This window comes from Methylobacterium soli (assembly GCF_008806385.1).
Classification (GTDB): Bacteria; Pseudomonadota; Alphaproteobacteria; order Rhizobiales; family Beijerinckiaceae; genus Methylobacterium; species Methylobacterium soli.
In genome coordinates this window covers 169369-190531 of the sequence record NZ_VZZK01000003.1, presented here as the reverse complement: position 1 = coordinate 190531, position 21163 = coordinate 169369, and the positions used below count along the sequence as shown (strand labels likewise).

Sequence of the window (21163 nt, the reverse complement as noted above, 5' to 3'; positions counted from 1 at the left end):
GTCCGCGCGACTGCGGCGTCGCTGTCATTCCGCCGCAAGGACGTCATCCTGCAGCCGCTCCATCCGGATCGCGCCGTCCGGCACGACCTCGTTCGCGAACCACGCGATTGTCGCCTCGAGCCCCTCCCCGAGCGCCACGGCCGGCGACCAGCCGAGCAGATCACGCGCCCGGGTGATGTCGGGCTTGCGCCGGCGCGGATCGTCGACCGGAAGGGGCCGCTTGACCACGCGCGAGGTGGTTCCGGTGAGGTGGATGACGCGCGTCACGAGGTCTGCGATCGTCAACTCGCTCGGATTTCCGAGATTGACCGGACCGCCCGGCAAGGTGTCGCGCGCCATCAGGCGCATCAGCCCGGCCACGAGGTCGCTGACGTAGCAGAAGGAGCGCGTCTGGCGCCCGTCGCCGTAGATCGTGATGTCGGCGCCCGCCAGCGCCTGACAGATCACGTTCGAGACGACGCGCCCATCGTCGGCTCGCATGCGCGGACCGTAGGTGTTGAAGATGCGCGCGACCCGCACGTCCGTGCCGTGGCCGCGCTCGAAGTCGAAGACCAGGGATTCGGCAGCCCGCTTGCCCTCGTCGTAGCAGGCCCGCGGCCCGGTCGGATTGACGTTGCCCCAGTAGGATTCCTGCTGCGGGTGCACGTCGGGATCGCCGTAGACCTCGCTGGTCGAGGCCTGGAGGAAGCGGGCGCCGTCCGCGCGGGCGCGTTCCAGCAGCCTGTTGGTGCCGAGCACGCTCGTCATCATCGTGTGGACCGGGTTGGCCTGGTAGTGCGGCGGCGAGGCGGCGCAGGCGAGATTGAAGATCCGGTCGAACCGCGGCAGCCGCGGCAGCGGATCGACGAGGTCAGCCTCCAGGAATGTGAAATGGGACACGCGCCGGAGATGGTCGAGATTGGCTTGGCGCCCGGTCATAAGATTGTCGAGGCAGGTCACTCGCGCGCCATCGGCAAGCAAAGCGTCGATGAGGTGCGATCCGATGAACCCTGCACCACCGGCAACAAGAATGTTCAGGCCTCTCTCGCCCATCACGACACCTTCCTTTTCCGCTGCCATTATTCACGAAGCACTTCGCTGGCTGATGTTTTGCCAAGCATTGAGCGTGCGCTGATGTTCCCGCGGCGGTCGATCGCCTCCCGGAGATGGGCCTCGAGTTCCGCCGCGCGTTGCGCGGCGCTGTGGCTGGCGAGAACCCGCGCGCGGGCCGCTGCGGCGAGCCGCAGGCGCGCGGCCTCGGGCTGTCCTTCGAGGAGGTCCAGCACGTCCTCGGCCGTGTCGACGGGCAGGATCTCGCGACCGGGGACGAGCACGGTCTGCAGGCCTTCCCAGCGATCGGTCAGGATCGGGGTGCCGCAGGCGGCCGCCTCGAACAGGCGCACGCTCGGGCTGTACCCGGCCCGGATCATGTCGGCCCGCGTGATGTTCAGGGTGTAGCGGCTCGCCGCGTAGAAGGCCGGATGGTCGGCGGGCGCCACGTGCTCGATCCGGTCGACGTTGCGTGGCCAGTCGATCTCGCGGGGATATTGCGGGCCCGCCACCGCGAAGCGCAGATGCGGTGCGCGCCGGGCCGGTTCGAGGAGGAGCCGCGTCAGGGTCGATTGCCGGTCGGGGCTGTGGGTCCCGAGATAGGACAGGTCCCAACGCGCGGTCCGGGGCAGTGCCGGGTAGGCGTCCGGATCGACCGAGCAGTAGAGCCGGCGCGCCGCCGGTGAGCCGTAGCGCTCCTCGATCCTGCGCAGAGTCGGCCCGCCCGTGAAGGACAGGTAGAGGTCGTAGGCCTCGATCAGGTCGGGCGCGAGATACGCGTGGTCCCGCGCCTCCAGCTTCGCCAGGGTGACGGGCGTGTCGATGTCGTAGAAGGCGCAGACGCGCCGGTTCCAGGCGCGCACGCGCCGGCCGACGGCGACGCCCTCGGGCACGTAGGAGCCGACGATCACCGCATCGGCCGAGGCGATCCGCTCCCGGAACCGTTCGAGATCGGCGAGGTCGCGATAGAAGGCGAGATCGCAGAAATCAGGCTCCGTCAGGTCCCGGTGCTCGGCATACCAGGGGGTCTCACGCTCCAGGAACAGGATCGCGTGCCCGCGTTCGGCGAAGGCCCGCAGCAGAGCCCGGTAGGTGGTGGCGTGCCCATTGCCCCAGGAGGAGGACAGGCTCAGCCCGAGCACGACGAGGCGAAGGGGCGCGCGCATCACGCGACGCTCCGCTCGCGCTTGCGCGCGGCTTCCTCGCGCAGGATCGCGTCGACCTCCGCGCCCCGATGCCGGTAGGTGTGCTCGCGGGTGATCCGGGCGCGGGCGGCCGCCCCGATGGCGCGGGCGCGCTCGGGGGTCAGGGCGGCCAGGTGCGCGGCGACGTCGCGGCCGTCTCGGGCGACCAGAACCTCCTCGTCCTCTCGCAGGAAGAGATCGAGTCCGGTCCAGGCGTCCGTGATCAGGCAGGCGCCGGCGCCGGCCGCCTCGAACACCCGGGTCGCGGGCGAGAAGCCCACAGCCGCCATGCTGTCGCGGGCGATGTTGAGCACCGCGCGCGGCGTCGTATTGAAGGCGTTGTGCTCGCGCGTGTAGACGTGGCCGATCGGGCGGACATTGCCCGGCATGGCCTTGTCGTCCCAGCCATTTCCGCCGATCAGGAAGGCGCGCGCGGGCAGCCGCGCCGCGGCGTCGAGGAAGAACGTCTCCACCCGCGCCTCGCGGTCTGGCAGGCGATTACCCAGGAAGGCGAGGTCGGCGGCGAAGCGCGGTTCGGCCGGGACCGGGTGGTGGGTGTCGGGATCGAGCGCGTTGTAGATCGGGATGCACCGGGCGGCCCCGAAGCCCTCATAGGCGGCGATCACCGGCGGACCGCCGCCGTAGGTGAGGACGAGGTCGAGGGCCGGCATCGCGCGGTGGAGGGCGTGGCCGGGTGTCCGCGCGAGGTCGGCCAGGGTCGCGGGCGCGTCGACATCCCAGAAGATCCGGATGGCCTCCGGGCGCGAGGCCGCGACGACGCCCTCCAGCAATGCGTCGTCGAACACGCCGACGCCGCTCGCCTTCACCACCACGTCGGCCTGCGCCGCCTCCGCCACGACCGCGCGCATCGCCTCCGGTGTTGCCGGATACACCCGAACGTCGGCGTAGGGGGGCGGATCGATGTCGCGGTGCTTCTGCCGGTCGTAGGCGTCCGGCTCGTAGAAGGTGATGCGGTGGCCGCGCGCGGCGAGGTCCCGCAGGAGACCGCGATAATAGGTGGCCGCCCCGTTCCAGTAGGAGGATAGCAGGCTTGATCCGTAGAAGGCGATCTTCACGCGACACTCTCCTGCAGGGCGGGCGCGCGCAATCTCCGGGCGATCTCCAGGAGTTCGTCGGCCCGGTGGCGGCAGGTATGGCGCGCCCGGATCGCCGTGAGCCCGTTATCCGTGAGGCTCCGCCGCAGATCGGCATCCGCATGCAGGGCGCGCAGGTGGCGCTCCATCTCCGGCCCGCTGCGGGCGACGAGGTAGTCGGTGCCGGGCCGGAACAGCCCCTCGGCATCCTCCCAGGGCGCGCTGACGAGGGGTATGCCGCAGGCGAGCGCCTCGAAGACCCGGATCGTCGGGATGCCGGGCAATTGCTCCGCGTAGAAGCGGCGCGGCACGTGGATTGTCGCCTGATGGCGGGCAAAGAGGCTCGGGGCCGCGGCGTTCGGAGCCCAGCCGTGATAGCGCGCGCCGGAACGGCCAAGCGTCGCCAGCGCGGACTCCGTGTAGCGCACGCCGTAGATGTCGAGGGGTAATCCCGCGGCCTGCGCAGGCGCGAACAGGAAGGCTTCGAGCTCGGCGCTGCGCTCGTCGTCGCCCCAATTGCCGATCCAGATCAGGCCCTGCCGCCGGCCTTCCACGAGCGGAGGGCGGAACAGGCGGGTATCGGCGGCCTCGTGCCAGACGATGGCGCGGTCGCCCCAGCCCCAGCCCCGATAGACCGCCGCCAAGGTCTCGCCGAAGGCCAAGACGCCGTCATAGCCCGAGAGATCGAAGCGCCGCATCGCCTCCGGCTCGCTCACCGCCCGATGATGCGTGTCGTGGAACAGGAGCGTGAAGGGCGCACCGCGCTTGCGCGCCTTGCCGAGCGCCGCCACGAGGGCGGGCTCGTTCCACTCGTGCACGATGACGAGGTCGGCATCCGCCGCGCGCTCCGCTGCCGGCTCGACCGCGTCGTAGACCTGCGCGTCGAGCTCCGGATAGCTGGCCCGGAAGGGCGCGAGCCCCGCCTCGCCATGATCCAGCAGGAGGTTGGCGAGGCTCCAGGCGCCCCGCGGCTCGAAGGATTCGACCGCGTGCCCGCTCAGGACCAGCTCGCGCAGGACGCCGCGCAGGAAATGGGCGTTGCCGTGGTTCCAGCACGAGGCGAGGGAATGGGTGAAGTAGGCGATCCTCACGCGGCCGCTCCCTTCAAGGAGGCGCGCGCCACAGGCTGGGCGAGAAGCGCCTCGAAAATCCGGAGAACGCCCGCCGTGGTGGCCGCCGCGGTGTATCGGCCGGCCCGCTCCCGGGCCGCCTCGCCGAGGGCGGCGCGCCGCCGCGTATCGGCCGCGAGGGATTCTAGGATGCGGGCGATCGTGTCCGCGTCGTCGGCATCGACGAACAGGGCGGCGCCCTCCCACAATTCCCGGAAGGTCGGCAGGTCCGACAGGACCAGGGCGCAGCCCGCCTGCGCGGCTTCGAGGATCGCGAGGCCGAAGGGCTCGTAGCGCGCGAGGGAGACGAAGATCGGCCGCCGTGCGAGCTCGGCCGCGATGCCGGCCTCGTCGAGCTGCCCCGGCAGGTCGAGATGCGTCAGCGCGATGCGCGCGCCGTTCGGTCCCGCGATGGGTCCGGCCGCGCTCACCGGCAGGGTGATCCGAGCCGCGACGCGGTCGAGGCCCGCGAGGTTCTTGCCCCGGTCCCACAGCCGCCCGGCGGTGAAGACGAAGCCGGCGGCCTCCGCCTCCGTGGCGTCCGCATCGGCGAGGGGCCGCCGGCCGTTGCGGACGACGCTCGGCGGCCGCGGCAGGCCGTAGGCGCGGGCGGTGGCGGCCGCGAAAGCGGCGCTCGGAGCGAGCAGTGCGGCGGTGGCGCGGCAGCCACGGCCGACGAGATCCGCCCGCCAGGCCAGATCGGGCGGGAGCGGACCGGTTTCGAGCGCCGCCCACCAGGTGGCGACGCAGGAATGGCAGACGCCGACGACAGGCACGTCGAAGCCGCCATCGGCCGCGAAGGCCGGGCTATGCAGATGGACGATGTCAGCGCCGACCGCACGGGCAAGCCGCGCCAAGGCCGCGCCGGCCGCCGTCACCGCGCCGGGCTCCGTGGCCGTCCAATCGAGGGCATGGCCGGTCCTGACGAGGCGGCAGCCGGCGGCCTCGGCCTGCGCGGCCTGCATCTCGGACGGGTCCGGCCCGAGCACGGCGAGCGTCACCCCGACGCCTGCCTCGGCAAGCCCCGCGGCGAGGTCGATCGCGTAGGACCAGACGCCGCCGACGGCGTCGGCGCTCATCAGGACGTGGAAGCGCTCGGTTGTCAGACCCGTCCGCATGCGACCTCCAATTCCCGGAGCGGCAGCGGGCGCTCCTCCTGGATGTCGCTGAACTGGTCGAACTGGCCGAGGTAATGCGCGTGCGCCCGCTCCCAGGCCGCGTCGTCCGGCGCGCCCCAGAGGCGCCGGTAATCGGGGGAGCTCGGATAGGGGTAGAGCGGCACGGGGTCGTTGGCCCAGACGCCGCGCGCGCGCAGGTGGTCGCGCCATTGCGCCACCAGCGCCGGATCGTCGCCCGCCACCTTGATCAGGTTCGCCTGCACGAAAGGCACGGTGTTGCGGGCGCGGATCAACCGCTCGGCGAGCTCGTCGGTGGTGGCGCGGCACCTCTTGTCGAGGGATGCCCGGCCCTCGACGGTCAGGCTCTCGATACCCGCCTCGATCGAGACGCATCCGGCTGCGCCGAGGAGATCCAGCATTTCCGGTTTCCACAGATCGATCCGGGTCTGGATGCCGAAGCGCAGGTCCCGCGAGACCAGCGCCTCGAGGAGAGGCCTCTGGGGCAGGAAGATCTCGTCGATGAAGTAGACGTAGGTGACGCCCTGCGCGATCAGGCCGTCGATCTCGTCAAGCACGAGCGCGAGGTCACGGCGTCGATACCCGTCGCGAAAATCGATCTTCGCGCAGAAGCTGCAGGTATAGGGGCAGCCCCGCGAGGCCTCGACCTCGGCGCCCGGGCCGTCGGGCTCCCGGTCGAAGCGATGGTGATGGTGGGTATGGCGTGCGAGCCACGCCTCCGGCCAGCGCAGGGCCGGGAGGTCGCTGAAGCGGGAGGCGTGCGGCTCGCCCGTGACCAGGATGTTGCCCTCGTCCCGGAATGCGATGGACGGCACGCGGCTGAGTGCGTCCGCCTCCGCGAGACGCAGGACGATCTCCTCGCATTCGCCCCGCACCACCGCGTCGACGCCGAGTTTCTCCAGGGTCGGCCGGGGCGTCGCCGAACCGTGCGGCCCAACCGCGACCGTGCGGCCGCCGCGCCCGGCCAGCGCGTCGAGGAAGGCGCGCGGCACCCGCAATTCCGGGGGAGCGCAGCGCCAGAACAGGTAGGTCGGGGCGGTCGCCACCACGGTCATGCCGGGCCCGAACGCCGCCACCGCCTCGGCGGTCTGCGCGTGTGTCAGGCCGCAGAGATGCGCGTCGAGCATCAGCACGTCGTGCCCGGCGGCCGTCAGGAGCGCCCGCGTGTAGCCGAGTTCGAGCGGGAGATGAGGCTCGCGGCAGCCGAAATAGATGCTGTTGCGGTAGTCCCAGGCGGGGTTGACCAGAGCGACCCTCATTCGGCCGCTCCCATCAGCGGGGGCACGGGGTTCTCGGCTCCGGAAAGTAGGGCGCCCGGACCCAGTTGTGGCTGCGCGAGCGAGGCGGCGAGTTCCGCGACGCCCCGGCGCCACGGCATCGGAGCCGGGAGACCGAGGATCGACGCGGCGCGGCGGGTATCGGAAACGTAGTAGCGCTGGTCGCCCGCGCGCCAATCCGAGAAGTGCCGGTCAATCGGGCGGCCGACGAGCCTCTCGATATAGGCGAGGACCTGATGCAGGCTCACGGCGTTGTCGGGGCCGCCGCCGAGGTTGAAGGCTTGGCCGGCAATCGCCTCGATGCGCGTCCAAGCCGCCACATAGGCGGTCACCGCGTCCGAGACGTGCAGGATGTCGCGCACCTGCATCCCGTCTCCGAAGATGCTGATCGGCCGACCCGCGAGGGCGCTGATCAGGAAATGCGCGACCCAGCCCTGGTCCTCGGTCCCGATCTGTCGGGGGCCGTAGATGCAGCTCATCCGCATGACCGCGGTCGGGATGCCGAAGCTCCGGGCGTAGTCGAGCACGTACTGGTCGGCGCCGCCCTTCGAGCAGCCATAGGGCGTGTGGAAATCGAGGGGCCGCGCCTCGCTGATGCCCCAGCGCCGCAACGCGGGGTCGGCCGGCAGGTAGGCGTCGTTCGTGGCCGTCAGCGGCAGGTCGGTGAGATTGCCGTAGACCTTGTTGGTCGAGGCGAAGATGAGCGGCACCCTGCGCGCGCGCAACGCCTCGAGGAGCGTCAGGGTCCCACCGAGATTGATCGCGAAATCCTCCAGCGGGGTGACGAGGCTCGTGGTCACGGCGACCTGCGCGGCGAAGTGGAAAACCACATCCGCGCGGGCCACGCAGGCCGCGAGCCGGTCAGCGTCCCGGATGTCGCCGATCACCGCGGTCAGCCGGTCGCGGTGCCGCGCTTCGAGCCAGGCGAGGTTCGCCTCGACGCCCGGGCGCATCAGCGCGTCGTAGACGGTGACACCGTGCCCGGCCGCGGCCAGATGATCCGCGAGGTTCGCACCGATGAAGCCGGCGCCCCCGGTGATCAGGACGTTGCGGCCGCCCGGACCGCCCGGGGGGAGGGGCCGAGACCGGCTCACGCGACGAGACCTCGGGCCTCGAGCTCCCGGCGCGCCTCGGTCACCCGATCGATGGCCTGCTGCTCGGCGACCCAGGCGGCCAGTTCCGCAACGCCCTCGGCGAAGTCGCGCCGCGGCGCGAAGCCGAGTTCGCGCTGGATCTTGCCGATATCCGCGATGCAGTGGCGGATGTCGCCCGTCCGTGCCTGGGCGGTGATTTCCGGCGCGAGTTCCGGCCTGCCCATGGCGCGGGCCAGGATCTCGGCCACCTCCCGGACGGACCAATCCTGGCCGCTCCCCACGTTGTAGACGTTGCCGGGCGCCTTCGGGTGCTCGAGCGCCAGCACGAAGGCTTCGGCCACGTCCTCGACATGGATGAAATCGCGGCGCTGCTCGCCGTCCTCGTAGATCATCGGCGGCTGGCCGTTATGCAGCCGCGAGGCGAAGATCGCCAGAACGCCCGTATAGGGGTTCGAGAGCGCCTGGCCCGTGCCGTAAACATTCCAGAGGCGCAGCGCGACTCCCTCCATGCCGTAGACGGAGGTCAATGTCAGGGTCAGGCGCTCCTGCACGTATTTCGTCAGGGCGTAGACCGAGGCAAGGGTCGGGGCCTTCCATTCGGGGGTCGGCACCGGCACGAGGGGGCACCCGTCCGTATCCAGCGGATCCCAGGGCTCGCCCGCACGGCGGGGCTTGCGCACCGCATCCTGGACGATGCTGCCGTTCACGCTCCGGTACAGGCCCTCGCCGTAGATGCTCATCGACGAGGCGACGACGACGCGGCGCACCGGCCTGTCGATCAGTTGCTGGAACAGGGTGGCGGTGCCGCAATCATTGACGGAGACGTAGCGCTCGACCGCGTACATGCTCTGGCCGACGCCGACCTCGGCCGCGAGGTGCACGACGGAATCGACGCCGTCGAGGGCCCGCGCCAAAGCTGCCGCATCGCGGATATCGGCCTGGATGAACTCGATCCCTGGGCGCGATGGGTTCGGCCGGGCGCCGTGCCCGTGGACCTGCTCGATCAGGCTATCGAGTACTCGAACGCGGTAATTGCGCGAAAGCAAAGCATTGGACAGATGATTGCCGATGAAACCAGCGCCGCCGGAAATAAGGACAGTCTCTTTCAAGTCGCAGCTTCCTCCATGCGGTCGCGCCCCGGGAATGGGGTCGGGTCTGTCGGAGATCCGCGTCGCTCGATTGAGGTGGTTCAAGAACGATCGACAGACCAAGGGCTTGCGCTGTCCACCTCCGGATCGGTGAGCGATTGTTTCAGGCACGTGCACTCAGCGGCGTCTGTGCCGGTGAGCTGACCAAGTGCTTTGTTCAACTTACCTCTGAGATCCGAACTGGAAAATATCCTGTGATAATCTTTCGCACGGAACTGCTGCGAAGGTTGGCCGCCGGCCCTGCCGACGATCGCACGCCCCGCCTGCACGCCCGCGCGACCGCCCCTGCGATGACGCTGATCGCGCTTCTACGGAAACGATGCGTTTCGATTGTTTCCGTTTCATGCGACGCGTTCTGGTTGCAGTATGCTGTGCATCGAGCGCGACCGAACCCCGTGCGAAGGAGACGACGATGAACGTCCGCGCCACAACGCCCAATATCGGCCGCGCCGTCTTCCCGGCGGATGGCCGAGCCGATCAGCGCTCATTCGCCTGAGATCGCGGAGAGCGGCGGATCCCGCTCCTCCACCCACATCATCCGAGGTTCCAGATGCCAATCATCACCCAGACGGACGGCACCGAGCTCTTCTACAAGGATTGGGGGCCGAAGGACGCGCAGCCGATCGTCTTCCATCATGGCTGGCCGCTCAGCGCGGACGACTGGGACAACCAGATGCTGTTCTTCCTCGGCCAGGGCTTTCGCGTGGTCGCCCATGACCGGCGCGGCCACGGTCGCTCGACCCAGACCGACACCGGCAACGAGATGGACACCTACGCGGCCGACGTCGTCGCGCTCGCCGCGGCGCTCGATCTGCGGAACGCCATCCATGTCGGCCACTCCACCGGCGGCGGCGAGGTTGCCCGCTACGTCGCACGCGCCGAGCCCGGCCGCGTCGCCAAGGCCGTCCTGATCGGGGCGGTGCCGCCCGTGATGGTCAAGTCCGAGACGAACCCCGGCGGCCTGCCCATCGAGGTCTTCGACGGCTTCCGGGCCGCGCTCGCGGCCAACCGCGCGCAGTTCTACCGCGATGTGCCGGCCGGCCCCTTCTACGGCTATAACCGCGCGGGCGCGCCGGTCTCGGAAGGGGTGATCGGCAATTGGTGGCGCCAGGGCATGATCGGCGGCGCCAAGGCGCAGTACGATTGCATCAAGGCTTTCTCCGAGACCGATTTCACCGAGGACCTCAAGGCGATCGACGTGCCTGTGTTGGTGATGCACGGCACCGACGATCAGATCGTGCCGATCGCCGATTCGGCTTTGTTGGCGCAGCCCTTGCTGAAGAACGGCACGCTCAAGACCTATGACGGGTTGCCGCACGGGATGTGCACGACCCATCCCGAGATCATCAATCGGGACCTGCTGGCCTTCATCCGAGCCTGAGAGCCGAGCGGTGCGCCGGGGGCCGTTCCCGGCGTGCCGCAGCCTCCGGTGCGCGGCCCGAACGGTCCTCACCCCCCTTTCGATCGAACAGAACAGGAGCCACGGCAATGAGTTGGCACAGTGCAGAGGATCCGATCCCGGGAGACCGCTTCTCCTGCGACGCCATCCGGACCCTGATCGTCCCGCGCTCGCGCGACCTCGGCTCGTTCGCGGTGCGGCGGGCTCTGCCCTCCGCCGAGTGCCGGATGGTCGGCCCCTTCATCTTCTTCGATCAGATGGGGCCGTCCGAGTTCCTGCTCGGCCAGGGCATGGACGTGCGTCCCCATCCCCATATCGGCCTCTCGACCGTCACCTACCTCCTCGAAGGCGAGATCATGCACCGGGACAGTCTCGGCACGGAGCTGCCGATCCGTCCGGGCGAGCTAAACTGGATGACGGCGGGGCGGGGCATCACCCATTCGGAGCGCACCGGCGCCGGTCTCCGGAAGACCGGCTCGACGCTGTTCGGCCTCCAGAGCTGGGTGGCCCTGAGCGCGCAGGACGAGGAGAACGCTCCGGCCTTCGAGCATTACGACGCGTCGGCGCTGCCGGTCCTCACGGGCGAGGGCAAGACCGTGCGCCTGATCGCCGGCGACGCCTTCGGGGCGCGCTCGCCCGTGCGCACGTCGAGCCCGATGGTCTACGCCGACGTGACGCTGCAGCCCGGCGCCGTCCTGCCGCTCGACCCGACCTATGACGAACGCGCGATCTATACGATCTCGGGCGCGATCGAGATCGCTGGCGACGGCTTCGGGCCCGGGCAGCTGCTGGTCTTTCGGCCGGGCGACCGCATCAGCGTGCGGGCGACCGAGGCATCCCGCTTCATGGTGCTGGGCGGGGAGCCGATGGACGGCCCACGCCACCTCTGGTGGAACTTCGTCTCCTCGCGCCCCGAGCGCATCGAGCAGGCCAAGGAGGATTGGCGCCAGGCCCGCTTCGACACCGTGCCGGGTGAATCCGAGTTCATCCCGCTGCCCGAGGACCCTCCGCCGGTCCGCTATCCTTGAGCGAAGCCGGGGCGGCGTGGTGGCACGCGTATCAGGCGCAACGCTGGGGTCCCGCGCCCCGGGCCTTACTCTGCGGCAGCGAGCGCGCGCGCCCGGTCGCCCCGGGTCAATCCGAAGAAGCCGAGGGCGGCGGCGAAGATCACGAGGCCGATCGCGGCCGCGATTCCAAGGACCAGCCCGAACCCGCCGCGATCATGGAAGAGGGCGATCATCGGCACCACGAAGCCGCTCACCGTGAAGCCCAGGAAGTAGCGCACGCTGTAGGCTCTGGCCCGATAGGCGGCCGGCACGTAGCGGGCCACCATCGCGTCGTTGATCACCACTTGGCCGTAGAGGGCCGCCATCGTCAGGACCAGCCCGATCAGGAGCGGGATGCCCGTTGACGCGGCCGCGATGGCGAGGCCGACCGGCTGCAGCACGGACAGGCCGAGGAAGAGTGTGGGCAGGCTGTAGCGGTCGATGAGGCGCCCCATCAGCAGCTGCGTCAGGGCGCCGAACACGAAGACGACGGTCGCGAGGGATCCGATCAGCGCGAGCGGCAGCCCGTCTCCGACGCGCTCGTCGAGGACCTTGGGCAGCGCGATGGTGGTGACGTTGAAGGTCATGCCGCCCGCCACGATCGCGAAGCCGAACACGACCAGGAGCGCGACCGGGCGCGACACCGGAATGATCGCCGCGGCGCCGGACTTGCGGCCGCCGCCCTCGCCATCGCCCGGAACGAGGGCCAGGAAGGCGATTCCGCAGGCGAGGCAGACCAGGCCCGGCACCACGAAGGCCGCCTTCCAGCCGAGACCGGCGGCAAGCAGCGCCGTGACGCCGGAGGCGGTCGCCGCACCGAAATTGCCCCAGACCCCGTTGACGCCGAGGTCCCGGCCGAGGCGCCGCGCATGCGTGACCAGCATGGTCGACCCGACCGGATGGTAGATCGCCGAGGCGAGCCCCAGCACGCAGAGCCAGATCGCGAAACTTGTGGGGCTCGAAGCACTCGCCACGCCGAGGCAGGACAGACCGTACCCGAAGAAGAAGATCGCCAGCATGGTCCGACGCCCGAACCGGTCGGCGAGCCAGCCCATCGGCAGGGAGCAGAGGCCGAAGGCCACGAAGGCACCGGTGGCAAGCCCGATCAACTCGCCGTAGCTGAGGCCCGTCTGCGCCGCGATGGCGAGCACGGCGGTCGGGTAGATCAGCAGCACGAAATGGTCGAGGGCGTGCGCGACGTTGACGAAGCGCAGCGTGCGGCGCGACAGGGTTTCGGAATCCATCGGGCGGGCGTCTCCGCGAGCGTGCCCCCTGCCTAACTGACCCGTTGAACGTTGTCGGGCCGAAGGTGTACGCAATCGGGCCAAGGAGGCGCGATGCGTTCGATCCGGGCCGAGGATTATCAGGATGTGCCGCGCCAGGTCGCGGTGATGCCCAAGACCTTTCCGGCCGGCAGCCGCACGGACCGCCACTTCCACCCGCGCGCGCAGCTTCTCTACGCGACGGCGGGCCTGATGATGGCGACCGCCCAGGACGGCACCTGGGTCGTGCCGGAAGGCCATGCCCTCTGGATTCCGCCGCGCCTGCCCCACGCGGTGGTCATGCACGGCGCCGTCGCGATGTGCTCCGCCTACCTCGCCGTCGAGGCGGTGTCCGGTTTTCCCGCGCGCGCGCAGGTCATCGAGGTCTCGCCGCTGCTTGCCGCCGCCCTGGCCGCGCTGACGCAGGAGCCCGTGCTCTACGACGAGGCGGGCCGTGGCGGTCATCTCGCGGCTCTGGTGCTCGACGAGATCGAGCGGGCGCCGGAAACACCCTTGACCCTGCCGCTGCCGGACGATCCCCGGCTTCGCCGGATCTGCATCGGGCTGATCGATCACCCGGCTTCGAGCGCGGATCTCGACGCCTGGGCCGAGCAGGTCGGCGTGAGTCGCCGGACGCTGACGCGCGGATTTCGCGACGAGACGGGCCTGAGCTTCGGACAATGGCGGGCCCGGGCACGGGTCGTCCGGGCCCTGGCCCTCAGGGCGGACGGGCATCCGCTGCGCCAGATCGCGGCGGCGGTCGGCTACCGCAGCGTTCAAGCGCTGCGCGCGCGCATGGAGAACGACCTCAACGGGATCCTGGCGGACGGCGATTGAGAGGCGGCTGCCGGGCTGCGAGCCGGGGCCGTCGCAGGCCGGCTCCGGAGCCGTGACCGGCGCGGTCGCCATCTGCCAAAGGTGCAGTCCCGCCGGCAGCCCGACATCCTGAGGGTCCGCCGGTGTTTCGGCGCAGCGTTTGGCCGGGCCGCAGGAACCGGCACGGTCAGGTTCCTGGCGCGGTTCCGCTCGCGCGACGCCCCAGGACGCGGAGCAACTGATCCCGCATGGCCTCGGCGGAGGCGGCCTCGCCGAACACCGTCTGGTAACGCAAGCGGGCGGCCGCCGGAAAGGCGCGCCAGGATTCCGGCCGTGCCACGATGGCGGTGAGCGCCTCGGCGAGGCGATCGGCGCGACCGGGCGGGACCACCCAGCCGCCGCTTCCGTGCTCCACCACCTCGGGCAGGCCGCCGATATCCGAGACGATGGGCGGAATCCCGTAGGCCATCGCCTCGATCGCGACGCGCCCGAGCGATTCTGGCAGGCAGGACGGCACCGCGACGACGTCTGCCCAGAGGAAGTGCGGCGCCGGATCGGCCACGAAGGGATGCAGCGTGACCCGCTCCGCGAGCCCTGCCTCCGCGATCGCGGCGACGAGGGCCTGCTCGCGCTCGGCATCCGCGAACGCGCCACCGACGATGCGGACCTCGATCCGGTCCCGGATCGCGCCGGGGAGGCGGCCGATCGCCTCGACCAGCACGTCCTGGCCCTTGATCCGGCTGATCCGCCCGAGCATCAGCAGCCTGAGCGGACGGCTTCCGTCATAGGTCATGGCTTTGACCGGGCCCGGATCGGCGATGCCGTTATAGACGACGCGTGCGCGCATATGCGCCGGCATCGCGAAGGCGCGCTCGGTCGCGCGCGAGTTGAAGATGACGCCGCAACCGCTCCAACGGATCAGTGCCCGGAGCGCCTTGAGGACGGCGCCTTCCGGGATCTCGTGGACATGCACGATGCTGCGTCCGCCGCCGGCGCGCGCGGCCAGGAGGTAATCGGCGACGACCGACGTGTTCACGTAGACGAGGTCGCTGCTCCGGATGCGCCGGAGGGCGCGTCCCACCGCGAAGGGGAGGGTGAGGAGCCCGATCGTGGCGAGCCGCGGCAGCTCGCGCCGCCGCAGGATCCAGAGCGGCTCGATCAGGACTCGCGACGCGATCGCCTCGAGGGGCGCCACGATCGGCCCCGAGCGCGGTAGCACGACGTCGATCCAGGCGGCGGGCCAAGCCGCCCGGATCACCCGAACCGTCTCGATGAAACTCCGGTCGGATCCGTAGAGCTCGAAGCCTTGATGCACACAGGTGATCCGCGTCATGACCAATTTTCCAGATCTTTAACGATCCCTCTGATGCCACGAGGCGATTAAAGCGAATCTTAATCCGGGACCGTCATTTGCTCTGTACTGAAAAGGCGAAGTAAATCCGCCTCGGATCGATCCAGTGCCGGGCCCCAAGTCCACCCTGGCCTCCGTGGGCGTATCGATCCGGGACAGGATGCGATGAGGATCCGACCGATCATGGGACAGGCTGCCCCCTCACTGCTGATCCTCGGAACGCGCGGCGTCCCGGCCGCGCATGGCGGTTTCGAGACCTTCGCCGAGAAGCTGGCGCTGTTCCTGACCGGGCGCGGCTGGAAGGTCGGCGTGTATTGCCAGGACGAGGTCGAGACGGTCGGCGAGCGGTTCCGGAGCACGGATTGGAACGGCATCGAGCAGATCCACGTCGCTGTGGGATCGCGGGGCCCCCGGGCGACGCTGGAATTCGATTATCATTGCGTGCGCCATGCCGCGGAGCGGGACTCGGTCTGCCTCGTGCTCGGCTATAACGGCGCCGTGTTCCTGCCGCTCCTGCGCCGGAGGGGACGCAAGATCATCACCAACATGGACGGCCTCGAGTGGCGCCGGCCCAAATGGTCCCTCCCGGTCCGGGCCTATTTCTGGGTCAACGAGTGGATCGCGGCGTGGACCTCCCACCGCCTCGTCGCGGATCACCCTGCGATCGCCGGCCATCTCGCGACGCGCCGGTCGCGCGACGCGATCGCCACCATCCTGTACGGGGGCGACCCGGTCGGCGCCGCGCCGGCCAGCGCGCTCGAGCCTCTCGGCCTGGAGCCCGGCCGGTACATGACCTCGATCGCCCGCATCGAGCCGGACAACAACATCCTGCCGATCGTCGAGGCCTTCTCGCGCAAGCGCCGGGACGCCAAGCTCGTGGTTCTCGGCACCGTCAACCCGGCGAACCGCTACCACCGGCGCGTGCGCGCGGCGGCGAGCGAGGAGGTGATCTTCCCGGGCGCCATCTATGAGGCGGAAACCGTGAAGGCGCTGCGCTACCACGCCCGTGCCTATCTGCACGGCCATTCCGTCGGGGGCACGAACCCATCCCTGGTGGAGGCGCTCTGGGCCGGCAACGCGGTCATCGCGCATGACAACCCGTTCAATCGCGGTACGGCCGGCGCCGATCAGGCCTATTTCCACGATGCGGCGAGCTGCTCGGCGCAGATCGAGACCTTGCTGACGGACGATCTCGCATTGAAGCGCGCCCGCGACGCGGCAGTGAAGCAGGCGGCGGCCTTCGCCTGGCTGCCGGTGCTCGAAGCCTACGAGCGTGAGCTTCTCCAGCTCGGCGGCTACGATCAGGTCAGCTACGCGATGGACATCGCCGCAGGGGCCGCCGCGAACGACCGGATCGCCGACGTCTCGACCGGCACCGCCTGATGGAGGCGGACGAGCCGGGCGCAGCGGGAGGCAGGCCCGCACGGCGGCCGACGCGGCGGAGCGTGCTCGGGGGAGCCCTCGGGATCTCGCTGGGGCTGCCTCTCGCCGCAGGCCCCGGCTTGCCATCGGTCCGGGCGGCGCCGGCACCGGAGCCGATCCGGCTTCGGCGCGGAATCAACCTGTGGCCGTGGTTCGCGCTGACACGGGAATTCCCAGCGCCGCGCATCGATTACGCCTGGCCGCCGTTCCAGGATCAGCGCCCGATCCCGACGCCGAGAGACCTGTCGCGGCTCGCCGAATCCGGGCTCGATTTCGTGCGGCTCCCCGTCGATCCGGGCCCGTTCCTCGCGTTCACGGGCGCGCGCCGCGCCGCGCTTCTCGCCGATCTCGATGCTGCGGTCGCGGCGATCCTCGACGCCAGGCTGAGCCTCGTTCTCAATGTCCAGGCCAATGTCTCGACGCATTACTACAATCCAGCCAATCTCGTCGCCGATGCGCGGGCGCCGCTGTTTCCAGCCTATCGCGACCTCGTCGCCGAGCTCGCGCGCCGGCTCGCCCGGCACGATCGTCGCCGGGTGGCGCTCGAGCCCGTCAACGAGCCGCCGCAGGCCTGCGGCGCGGCGGCCTGGGATAGTGTCCAGGCATCCCTGCTGATCTCGGCGCGCGCCGCCGCGCCCGATCTGACGCTCGTGGCGACCGGGGCCTGCGGCAGCATGATCCGGGGTCTCGCCGCCCTCGATCCTGCGCCCCTGCGCGGGCTGCGGCCGCTCATCTACAGCTTCCATTTCTATGAGCCCTACCTGTTCACCCATCAGGGCGCGCCCTGGATGCAGGAGCCGATCTACCGGGCCCTCAACGCGGTGCCGTGGCCCGCCAGCGCCGGTCGCCTCGACGCGACGCTCGCCGCCGTACGGGTGCAGATGCGGGGAGATGCGGGCCGCAGCGACGCCGAGAAGGCCAAGGCCTACCGCCTGACCGAGGCGAAGCTCGCGGAATATTTCGCGGCACGGCCCGATCGCGGCTTCATCGATCGGCAGTTCGCGGACATCCGCGACTGGGCGACGCGCCACGCCATTCCTGAGCGCGAGATCCTGATGGGGGAGTTCGGCGCGCTGCGCAGCGACCACCGCTACGTTGCGGCCGGCGACGCCGACCGCGCGCGCTACGTCCGCGACGTGCGGGAGAGCGCGGAGGCCTTCGGGTTCCCCTGGGCCTTCTGGAACCTCTTCGACGGGATGGGCCTGATCGACGACGACACCCGCATCGCCGATCCGGCGCTCCTGTCGGCCCTGGGCCTCACGCCGTCTGCGCGCTGATCAGAGCCGTCCGGCTGCCCTGTTGTCGGGAATCGGGCGGTAAAGGGCCACGAGCACCAGAACGAATTTGGCCAGCAAAGTCGTCTTCCCGCCGAGGCTCTCGAAGGTGTTGATCAGGATCACGAAGGCGACCATCGGCAGGGCGAACCCGGGCCGGCAGCGGCGCCCGACCTCGCACAGGAACAGCGTCACGGCGACCGTCAGCAACAGCGCCATCAGGCCGCCTTGGTAGAGCACCACGCGAATGATCGGGTGCTCGATGCCCCATTCGAGCCCGGTGATCCGGCGCAGGCTGTCGACCAGAGTGGGGTCCGGCCCGAGCACGAGATCGCGCAGGGGCAGGCGGCTGAACAGGTCGAACATCGCCACGCGCGCGTTGGCGCTGCCGCCGTCGGCGGCGAAGCGGCCGAGCAGCGCATCGAAGAAGCCCCCGAAGGCGAGGGCCGCCACCGCGCTCGCGACGAGCGGCAGGGCACAGGCCGCACCCGCCGCCGCGAGGAGCGGGATGCGTCCGCGCGCGACGGCGCGCAGGAGCTGGACGATCCCGAAGGCCCCGCCGAGGAGCAGGGTGACGATGATGGCGGAGCGGCCCCCGAAGGTGACGAGGGCCACGAGCTGCACCGCGATCATGCCGAGGCGCGTCAACGGCTTGAGGCTGCCGCCTCCCGCGATCAGGGCCAGGACGTAGCAGGCCGTCAGGGTCGCGTTGCCGAGGGGATGGCCCTGGAGGGCCGCGGACCGCGTATCGGTCTCGAAGGTCGCGCCATCGAGGCGGAACGGGAAGAAGCGCTGGCCGGTCGCGAATTCGACGATCCCGAGCAGCGCATTCACGGCCATCACGGCATGGACCAGGGTCTCGAGGCGACCGAGGCTCCGCGCGTCGCGGTCGATCAGCAGGATCATCACGAGCGCCGGCTGAAGGAAGCTGTCGATCGCGCCCGCGGCGCCCGAGGCGCCCCGCAGGGTGATCTGCAGCGCCATGGCGATGCCGGCCGCGGCCAGGAGAAAGCTCGCGGGCGCGTGCTCCGCTGCCGAGACGACATTGGCCACGGGGTTGCCCCGCCGCAGCATCTGCCAGGCCACCAGGAGGACGCAGAGGTAGCTGGCCGGATGCACCTTCTGCGCCTGGCCACCCGTGAGGCCGTCATAGTTGATGCCGACCACCCAGAGCAGGCCGCCGGACACCGCGAGGATGATCAGCGAGGTCAGCACCAGACCGAGATCGGGCGGAAACCCGAATCCGGCGCGCCGCGGAGCCGGAGCCCAGGCCCGCGCGTGCGTCCGCATCATCGCGTGGCGCCCTTGCCGTCCACCAGCAAGGCGCCGAAGGGGGCATTCCCGAGCGCCGCCGCGATCCGGCCGGTCTCGACGAGATCATCCTGCAGCGTATGGCCGCCGCACGCCACCACGATGAGCCGATCGACGGCGGCGACGAGGGGAGCGATGCGGACGTTCTGCGCGAGGGTGCCGCCATCGAGCAGGACGAGGTCGTAGCGCTCGGCGACGTGCGAGAGGAACCGGTGCACGTTCTCGCGCTCGAAGGCGTCGCGAACCGGCTTCTGGCCATTGCCGACGGGGAGACGGCGCGCGCCCGTGGCCGCGTCGGTCGTGGAGGCGGTGTGGAAGCTGATCTCGCCGCGCAGGACTTCGAGCAGGCCGCCGTTTCCGGGATCGGCCGAACCGAGATCGGCCTCGACCACGAGCACGTGATCCCCCCGCGCGACCGCGACGGCGGCCAGGAGATCGATCAGCGCCCGACGTTCGGCCGCGTCGGATGCCGGCGCCGCCACCATCACGCTCAGCGCCCGGTCTTTGCGGTGCTTCATGCCGGCGAGCGCGTAGAGGCTGTCGAGGGCGAAGGCGGCCGGCGCCGCGCGGGCCGCCCCGTCCGACGATCCGAGCGCCGACGGGAAAGCAGCGAGGACCGGCGCGCCGAGGAGCCGTTCGAGCTGGCGCCGGGACAGGAGCGTCGGGCGCGCATATTCGCGCACCAGCGCGAGCCCGGCGCCGAGCCCGAGCCCGCCGCCCAGAGCCGCGCCGAGGATGAGGAGGCGCAGGGGCCAGCTGCGGTCCTCGGGCGGCTGCGCCCAGGTGATGACGCGCGCGTTCGTCGGATCCACGCTCGCCTGCTCGCTGATCTCGCGGGAGCGCACCAGGAAGGTGTTGTAGACCGAGCGGCTCGCGTCGAGCTCGCGCTCCAGCTCGCGCAACCGCACATTCGCCTTGCCGGTCTGGACCGAATCGGCCTTCAGGATCTCCAGGTTGCCGGTCAGCGAGCGCTCGTTGGCGAGGGCCCGCTGGTACTCGATCTCGGCGCCCTGGACGATGCGGCCGAGTTCGGCGTCGATCAGCCGCTTCACGTCGGATTTCTGGGTGCGGATTGCGGTGATGAAGGGGTGGCGCTCTCCAAGCTGCGTGCGCAGGTCGGCCTCCTTGCTCGTCAGCTCCGCATATTGCGAGCGCAGGCGCTCGATCGTCGGCGACTGGATCGCCTCGGGCGTCGCGCCGGCGTCGAAGGCGCCGCCTCGGGCGCTGCGGATGCCCTGGAGTCGGCTCTTGGCATCCGCCGTCCTGTTTCGGGCGGCCACGAGGCGCGCGTTGCTCTCCGTGAGCTGCTGCTCGCCGACCAGGCGTCCGCTCGAGGCGATCAGCCCATTGTCGGCCCGGAAGGCCTCGAGCCGCGTCTCGGCCGCGAGAACATCCTCGCGCAGGCTGTCGAGGCGCGCGTTCAGCTCGCCCGCGGCGCGCTTGGCCGCATTCACGCGGGCTTCGGCCTGATCAGCGAGATAAGCGCGCGCGATGGCGTTGACGATGCGTGCCGCCTTGTCCGGATCGGAGGCCGTCACGACGACGTCGACGACGAAGACCTTCTCGGCGCGCTTGACGGCGAGCTTCCGGCGCAGGTTCCGCAGGGCGCGCAAGGTGGCGTTGTGCGGCTGGACCTCGGAGCCGGACACGGCCTCGCGCAGCCCCTGCACCGCCCGCGACAGGATTCCGTTGCCCGTGGCGCCGAATTCCGGATCGGCCTCGAGCCCGGCTTCCGCGATGGCGCGGAGCAGGACCGTGTCGGATTCGATGACCCGGACCTGGCTCTCGATCTTGGTGATGCCGCCATCCGGCGCGACCGCGCCGGCATTGAGGTCATTGGTCACGACCTGACGGTCGCGCGGATCGATCAGGAGCTGCGAGGTCGCGGTGTAGAGCGGCGTCGCCAGGAAACCGTAGAGCAGAGCCGCGAGCCCGAAGAGGGCGGTGGTGCCCAGGATGATGCGCCGGCGCCGGATCAGGATGCGCCAGAGGTCGCCGACCTCGGCGGTCGTCTCCCGTTCCGCGGGCCCGCCCCGATCGACCACGGCCGGCAGGAACCCGTGCGATTGTGCCAGGCTGAGAGAGGTGTGTCCCGCGTTCGGCCATTGCTGGTTCAAGGTCGGGCTCCGTGGTCCTCGCGCCGCGGTCGTCGCAATGCCCGTACCTTCGTGCGGTTAGTCTTGAGATCCTGTCCGTTCGGGCGCGGCGCGT

The 21163-nt window shown here is 70.3% G+C and carries 17 protein-coding genes; 5 read left to right on the top strand and 12 right to left on the bottom strand.

The features are described from left to right. Positions 1 to 24: 24 nt before the first annotated feature. The 8 genes from F6X53_RS04665 to F6X53_RS04630 are packed head-to-tail and all read right to left on the bottom strand — an operon-like array spanning position 25 to position 9032. Entirely contained in the window at positions 25 to 1032 is a 1008-nt protein-coding gene (locus F6X53_RS04665) for a UDP-glucuronic acid decarboxylase family protein (protein WP_150997805.1), read from the bottom strand. Positions 1033 to 1058: 26 nt separating this feature from the next. Beyond that, positions 1059 to 2198, bottom strand: a complete 1140-nt coding sequence (locus F6X53_RS04660) for a CgeB family protein (protein WP_150997677.1) — start codon at positions 2196 to 2198, stop codon at positions 1059 to 1061. Further along, positions 2195 to 3289, bottom strand: a complete 1095-nt coding sequence (locus F6X53_RS04655; RefSeq protein WP_150997675.1) for a CgeB family protein — start codon at positions 3287 to 3289, stop codon at positions 2195 to 2197. Before F6X53_RS04655 ends, F6X53_RS04660 begins: the two co-directional genes overlap by 4 nt. Then, on the bottom strand, positions 3286 to 4398 hold the full coding sequence (locus F6X53_RS04650) for a CgeB family protein (protein WP_150997673.1): 1113 nt from the start codon (positions 4396 to 4398) through the stop codon (positions 3286 to 3288). Before F6X53_RS04650 ends, F6X53_RS04655 begins: the two co-directional genes overlap by 4 nt. Beyond that, positions 4395 to 5534, bottom strand: coding sequence for a glycosyltransferase family 4 protein (locus F6X53_RS04645; RefSeq protein WP_210386370.1), 1140 nt, complete (start codon positions 5532 to 5534; stop codon positions 4395 to 4397). Before F6X53_RS04645 ends, F6X53_RS04650 begins: the two co-directional genes overlap by 4 nt. Then, on the bottom strand, positions 5519 to 6811 hold the full coding sequence (locus tag F6X53_RS04640; RefSeq protein WP_150997671.1) for a TIGR04295 family B12-binding domain-containing radical SAM protein: 1293 nt from the start codon (positions 6809 to 6811) through the stop codon (positions 5519 to 5521). The genes F6X53_RS04645 and F6X53_RS04640 overlap by 16 nt, the downstream gene beginning before the upstream one ends. Beyond that, a complete protein-coding gene (locus F6X53_RS04635; protein ID WP_150997669.1) occupies positions 6808 to 7923 on the bottom strand; it encodes an NAD-dependent epimerase/dehydratase family protein in 1116 nt (371 codons plus the stop codon). Before F6X53_RS04635 ends, F6X53_RS04640 begins: the two co-directional genes overlap by 4 nt. After that, complete coding sequence (locus F6X53_RS04630; RefSeq protein ID WP_150997667.1) at positions 7920 to 9032, bottom strand: NAD-dependent epimerase/dehydratase family protein; 1113 nt, start codon at positions 9030 to 9032, stop codon at positions 7920 to 7922. Before F6X53_RS04630 ends, F6X53_RS04635 begins: the two co-directional genes overlap by 4 nt. 589 nt (positions 9033 to 9621) lie before the next feature. Between F6X53_RS04630 and F6X53_RS04625 the strand changes: the two genes are divergently transcribed. After that, positions 9622 to 10452: an alpha/beta fold hydrolase gene (locus tag F6X53_RS04625; protein WP_150997666.1), complete on the top strand. Its 831-nt coding sequence runs from the start codon at positions 9622 to 9624 to the stop codon at positions 10450 to 10452. A 107-nt stretch (positions 10453 to 10559) separates the two neighbouring features. Further along, positions 10560 to 11498, top strand: coding sequence for a pirin family protein (locus F6X53_RS04620; protein WP_150997664.1), 939 nt, complete (start codon positions 10560 to 10562; stop codon positions 11496 to 11498). Between the two features lie 65 nt (positions 11499 to 11563). Here F6X53_RS04620 and F6X53_RS04615 read toward each other — a convergent pair whose 3' ends face one another. Next, positions 11564 to 12760, bottom strand: a complete 1197-nt coding sequence (locus F6X53_RS04615) for an MFS transporter (RefSeq protein ID WP_150997663.1) — start codon at positions 12758 to 12760, stop codon at positions 11564 to 11566. A gap of 93 nt (positions 12761 to 12853) precedes the next feature. Here F6X53_RS04615 and F6X53_RS04610 point away from each other — a divergent pair, with 93 nt between their 5' ends. Continuing rightward, complete coding sequence (locus F6X53_RS04610) at positions 12854 to 13615, top strand: AraC family transcriptional regulator (RefSeq protein ID WP_150997661.1); 762 nt, start codon at positions 12854 to 12856, stop codon at positions 13613 to 13615. A 166-nt stretch (positions 13616 to 13781) separates the two neighbouring features. On the opposite strand, the gene F6X53_RS04605 is transcribed toward F6X53_RS04610, so the two are convergent. Beyond that, positions 13782 to 14927 carry a glycosyltransferase family 4 protein gene (locus F6X53_RS04605; protein ID WP_150997659.1) on the bottom strand — a complete coding sequence of 382 codons (1146 nt, stop codon included), beginning with the start codon at positions 14925 to 14927 and terminating at the stop codon, positions 13782 to 13784. A gap of 201 nt (positions 14928 to 15128) precedes the next feature. Here F6X53_RS04605 and F6X53_RS04600 point away from each other — a divergent pair, with 201 nt between their 5' ends. Continuing rightward, the gene (locus F6X53_RS04600) at positions 15129 to 16328 is read left to right on the top strand and encodes a DUF1972 domain-containing protein (protein ID WP_150997657.1); all 1200 of its coding nucleotides are present in this window, start codon (positions 15129 to 15131) and stop codon (positions 16326 to 16328) included. After that, positions 16328 to 17644: a glycoside hydrolase family 5 protein gene (locus tag F6X53_RS04595; protein WP_150997654.1), complete on the top strand. Its 1317-nt coding sequence runs from the start codon at positions 16328 to 16330 to the stop codon at positions 17642 to 17644. The genes F6X53_RS04600 and F6X53_RS04595 overlap by 1 nt, the downstream gene beginning before the upstream one ends. Here F6X53_RS04595 and F6X53_RS04590 read toward each other — a convergent pair whose 3' ends face one another. Both F6X53_RS04590 and F6X53_RS04585 read right to left on the bottom strand, forming a co-directional pair. Then, entirely contained in the window at positions 17645 to 18934 is a 1290-nt protein-coding gene (locus F6X53_RS04590; RefSeq protein WP_238295971.1) for a VpsF family polysaccharide biosynthesis protein, read from the bottom strand. Continuing rightward, positions 18931 to 21069, bottom strand: a complete 2139-nt coding sequence (locus F6X53_RS04585) for a GumC family protein (RefSeq protein WP_244965521.1) — start codon at positions 21067 to 21069, stop codon at positions 18931 to 18933. Before F6X53_RS04585 ends, F6X53_RS04590 begins: the two co-directional genes overlap by 4 nt. Positions 21070 to 21163 lie beyond the last annotated feature (94 nt).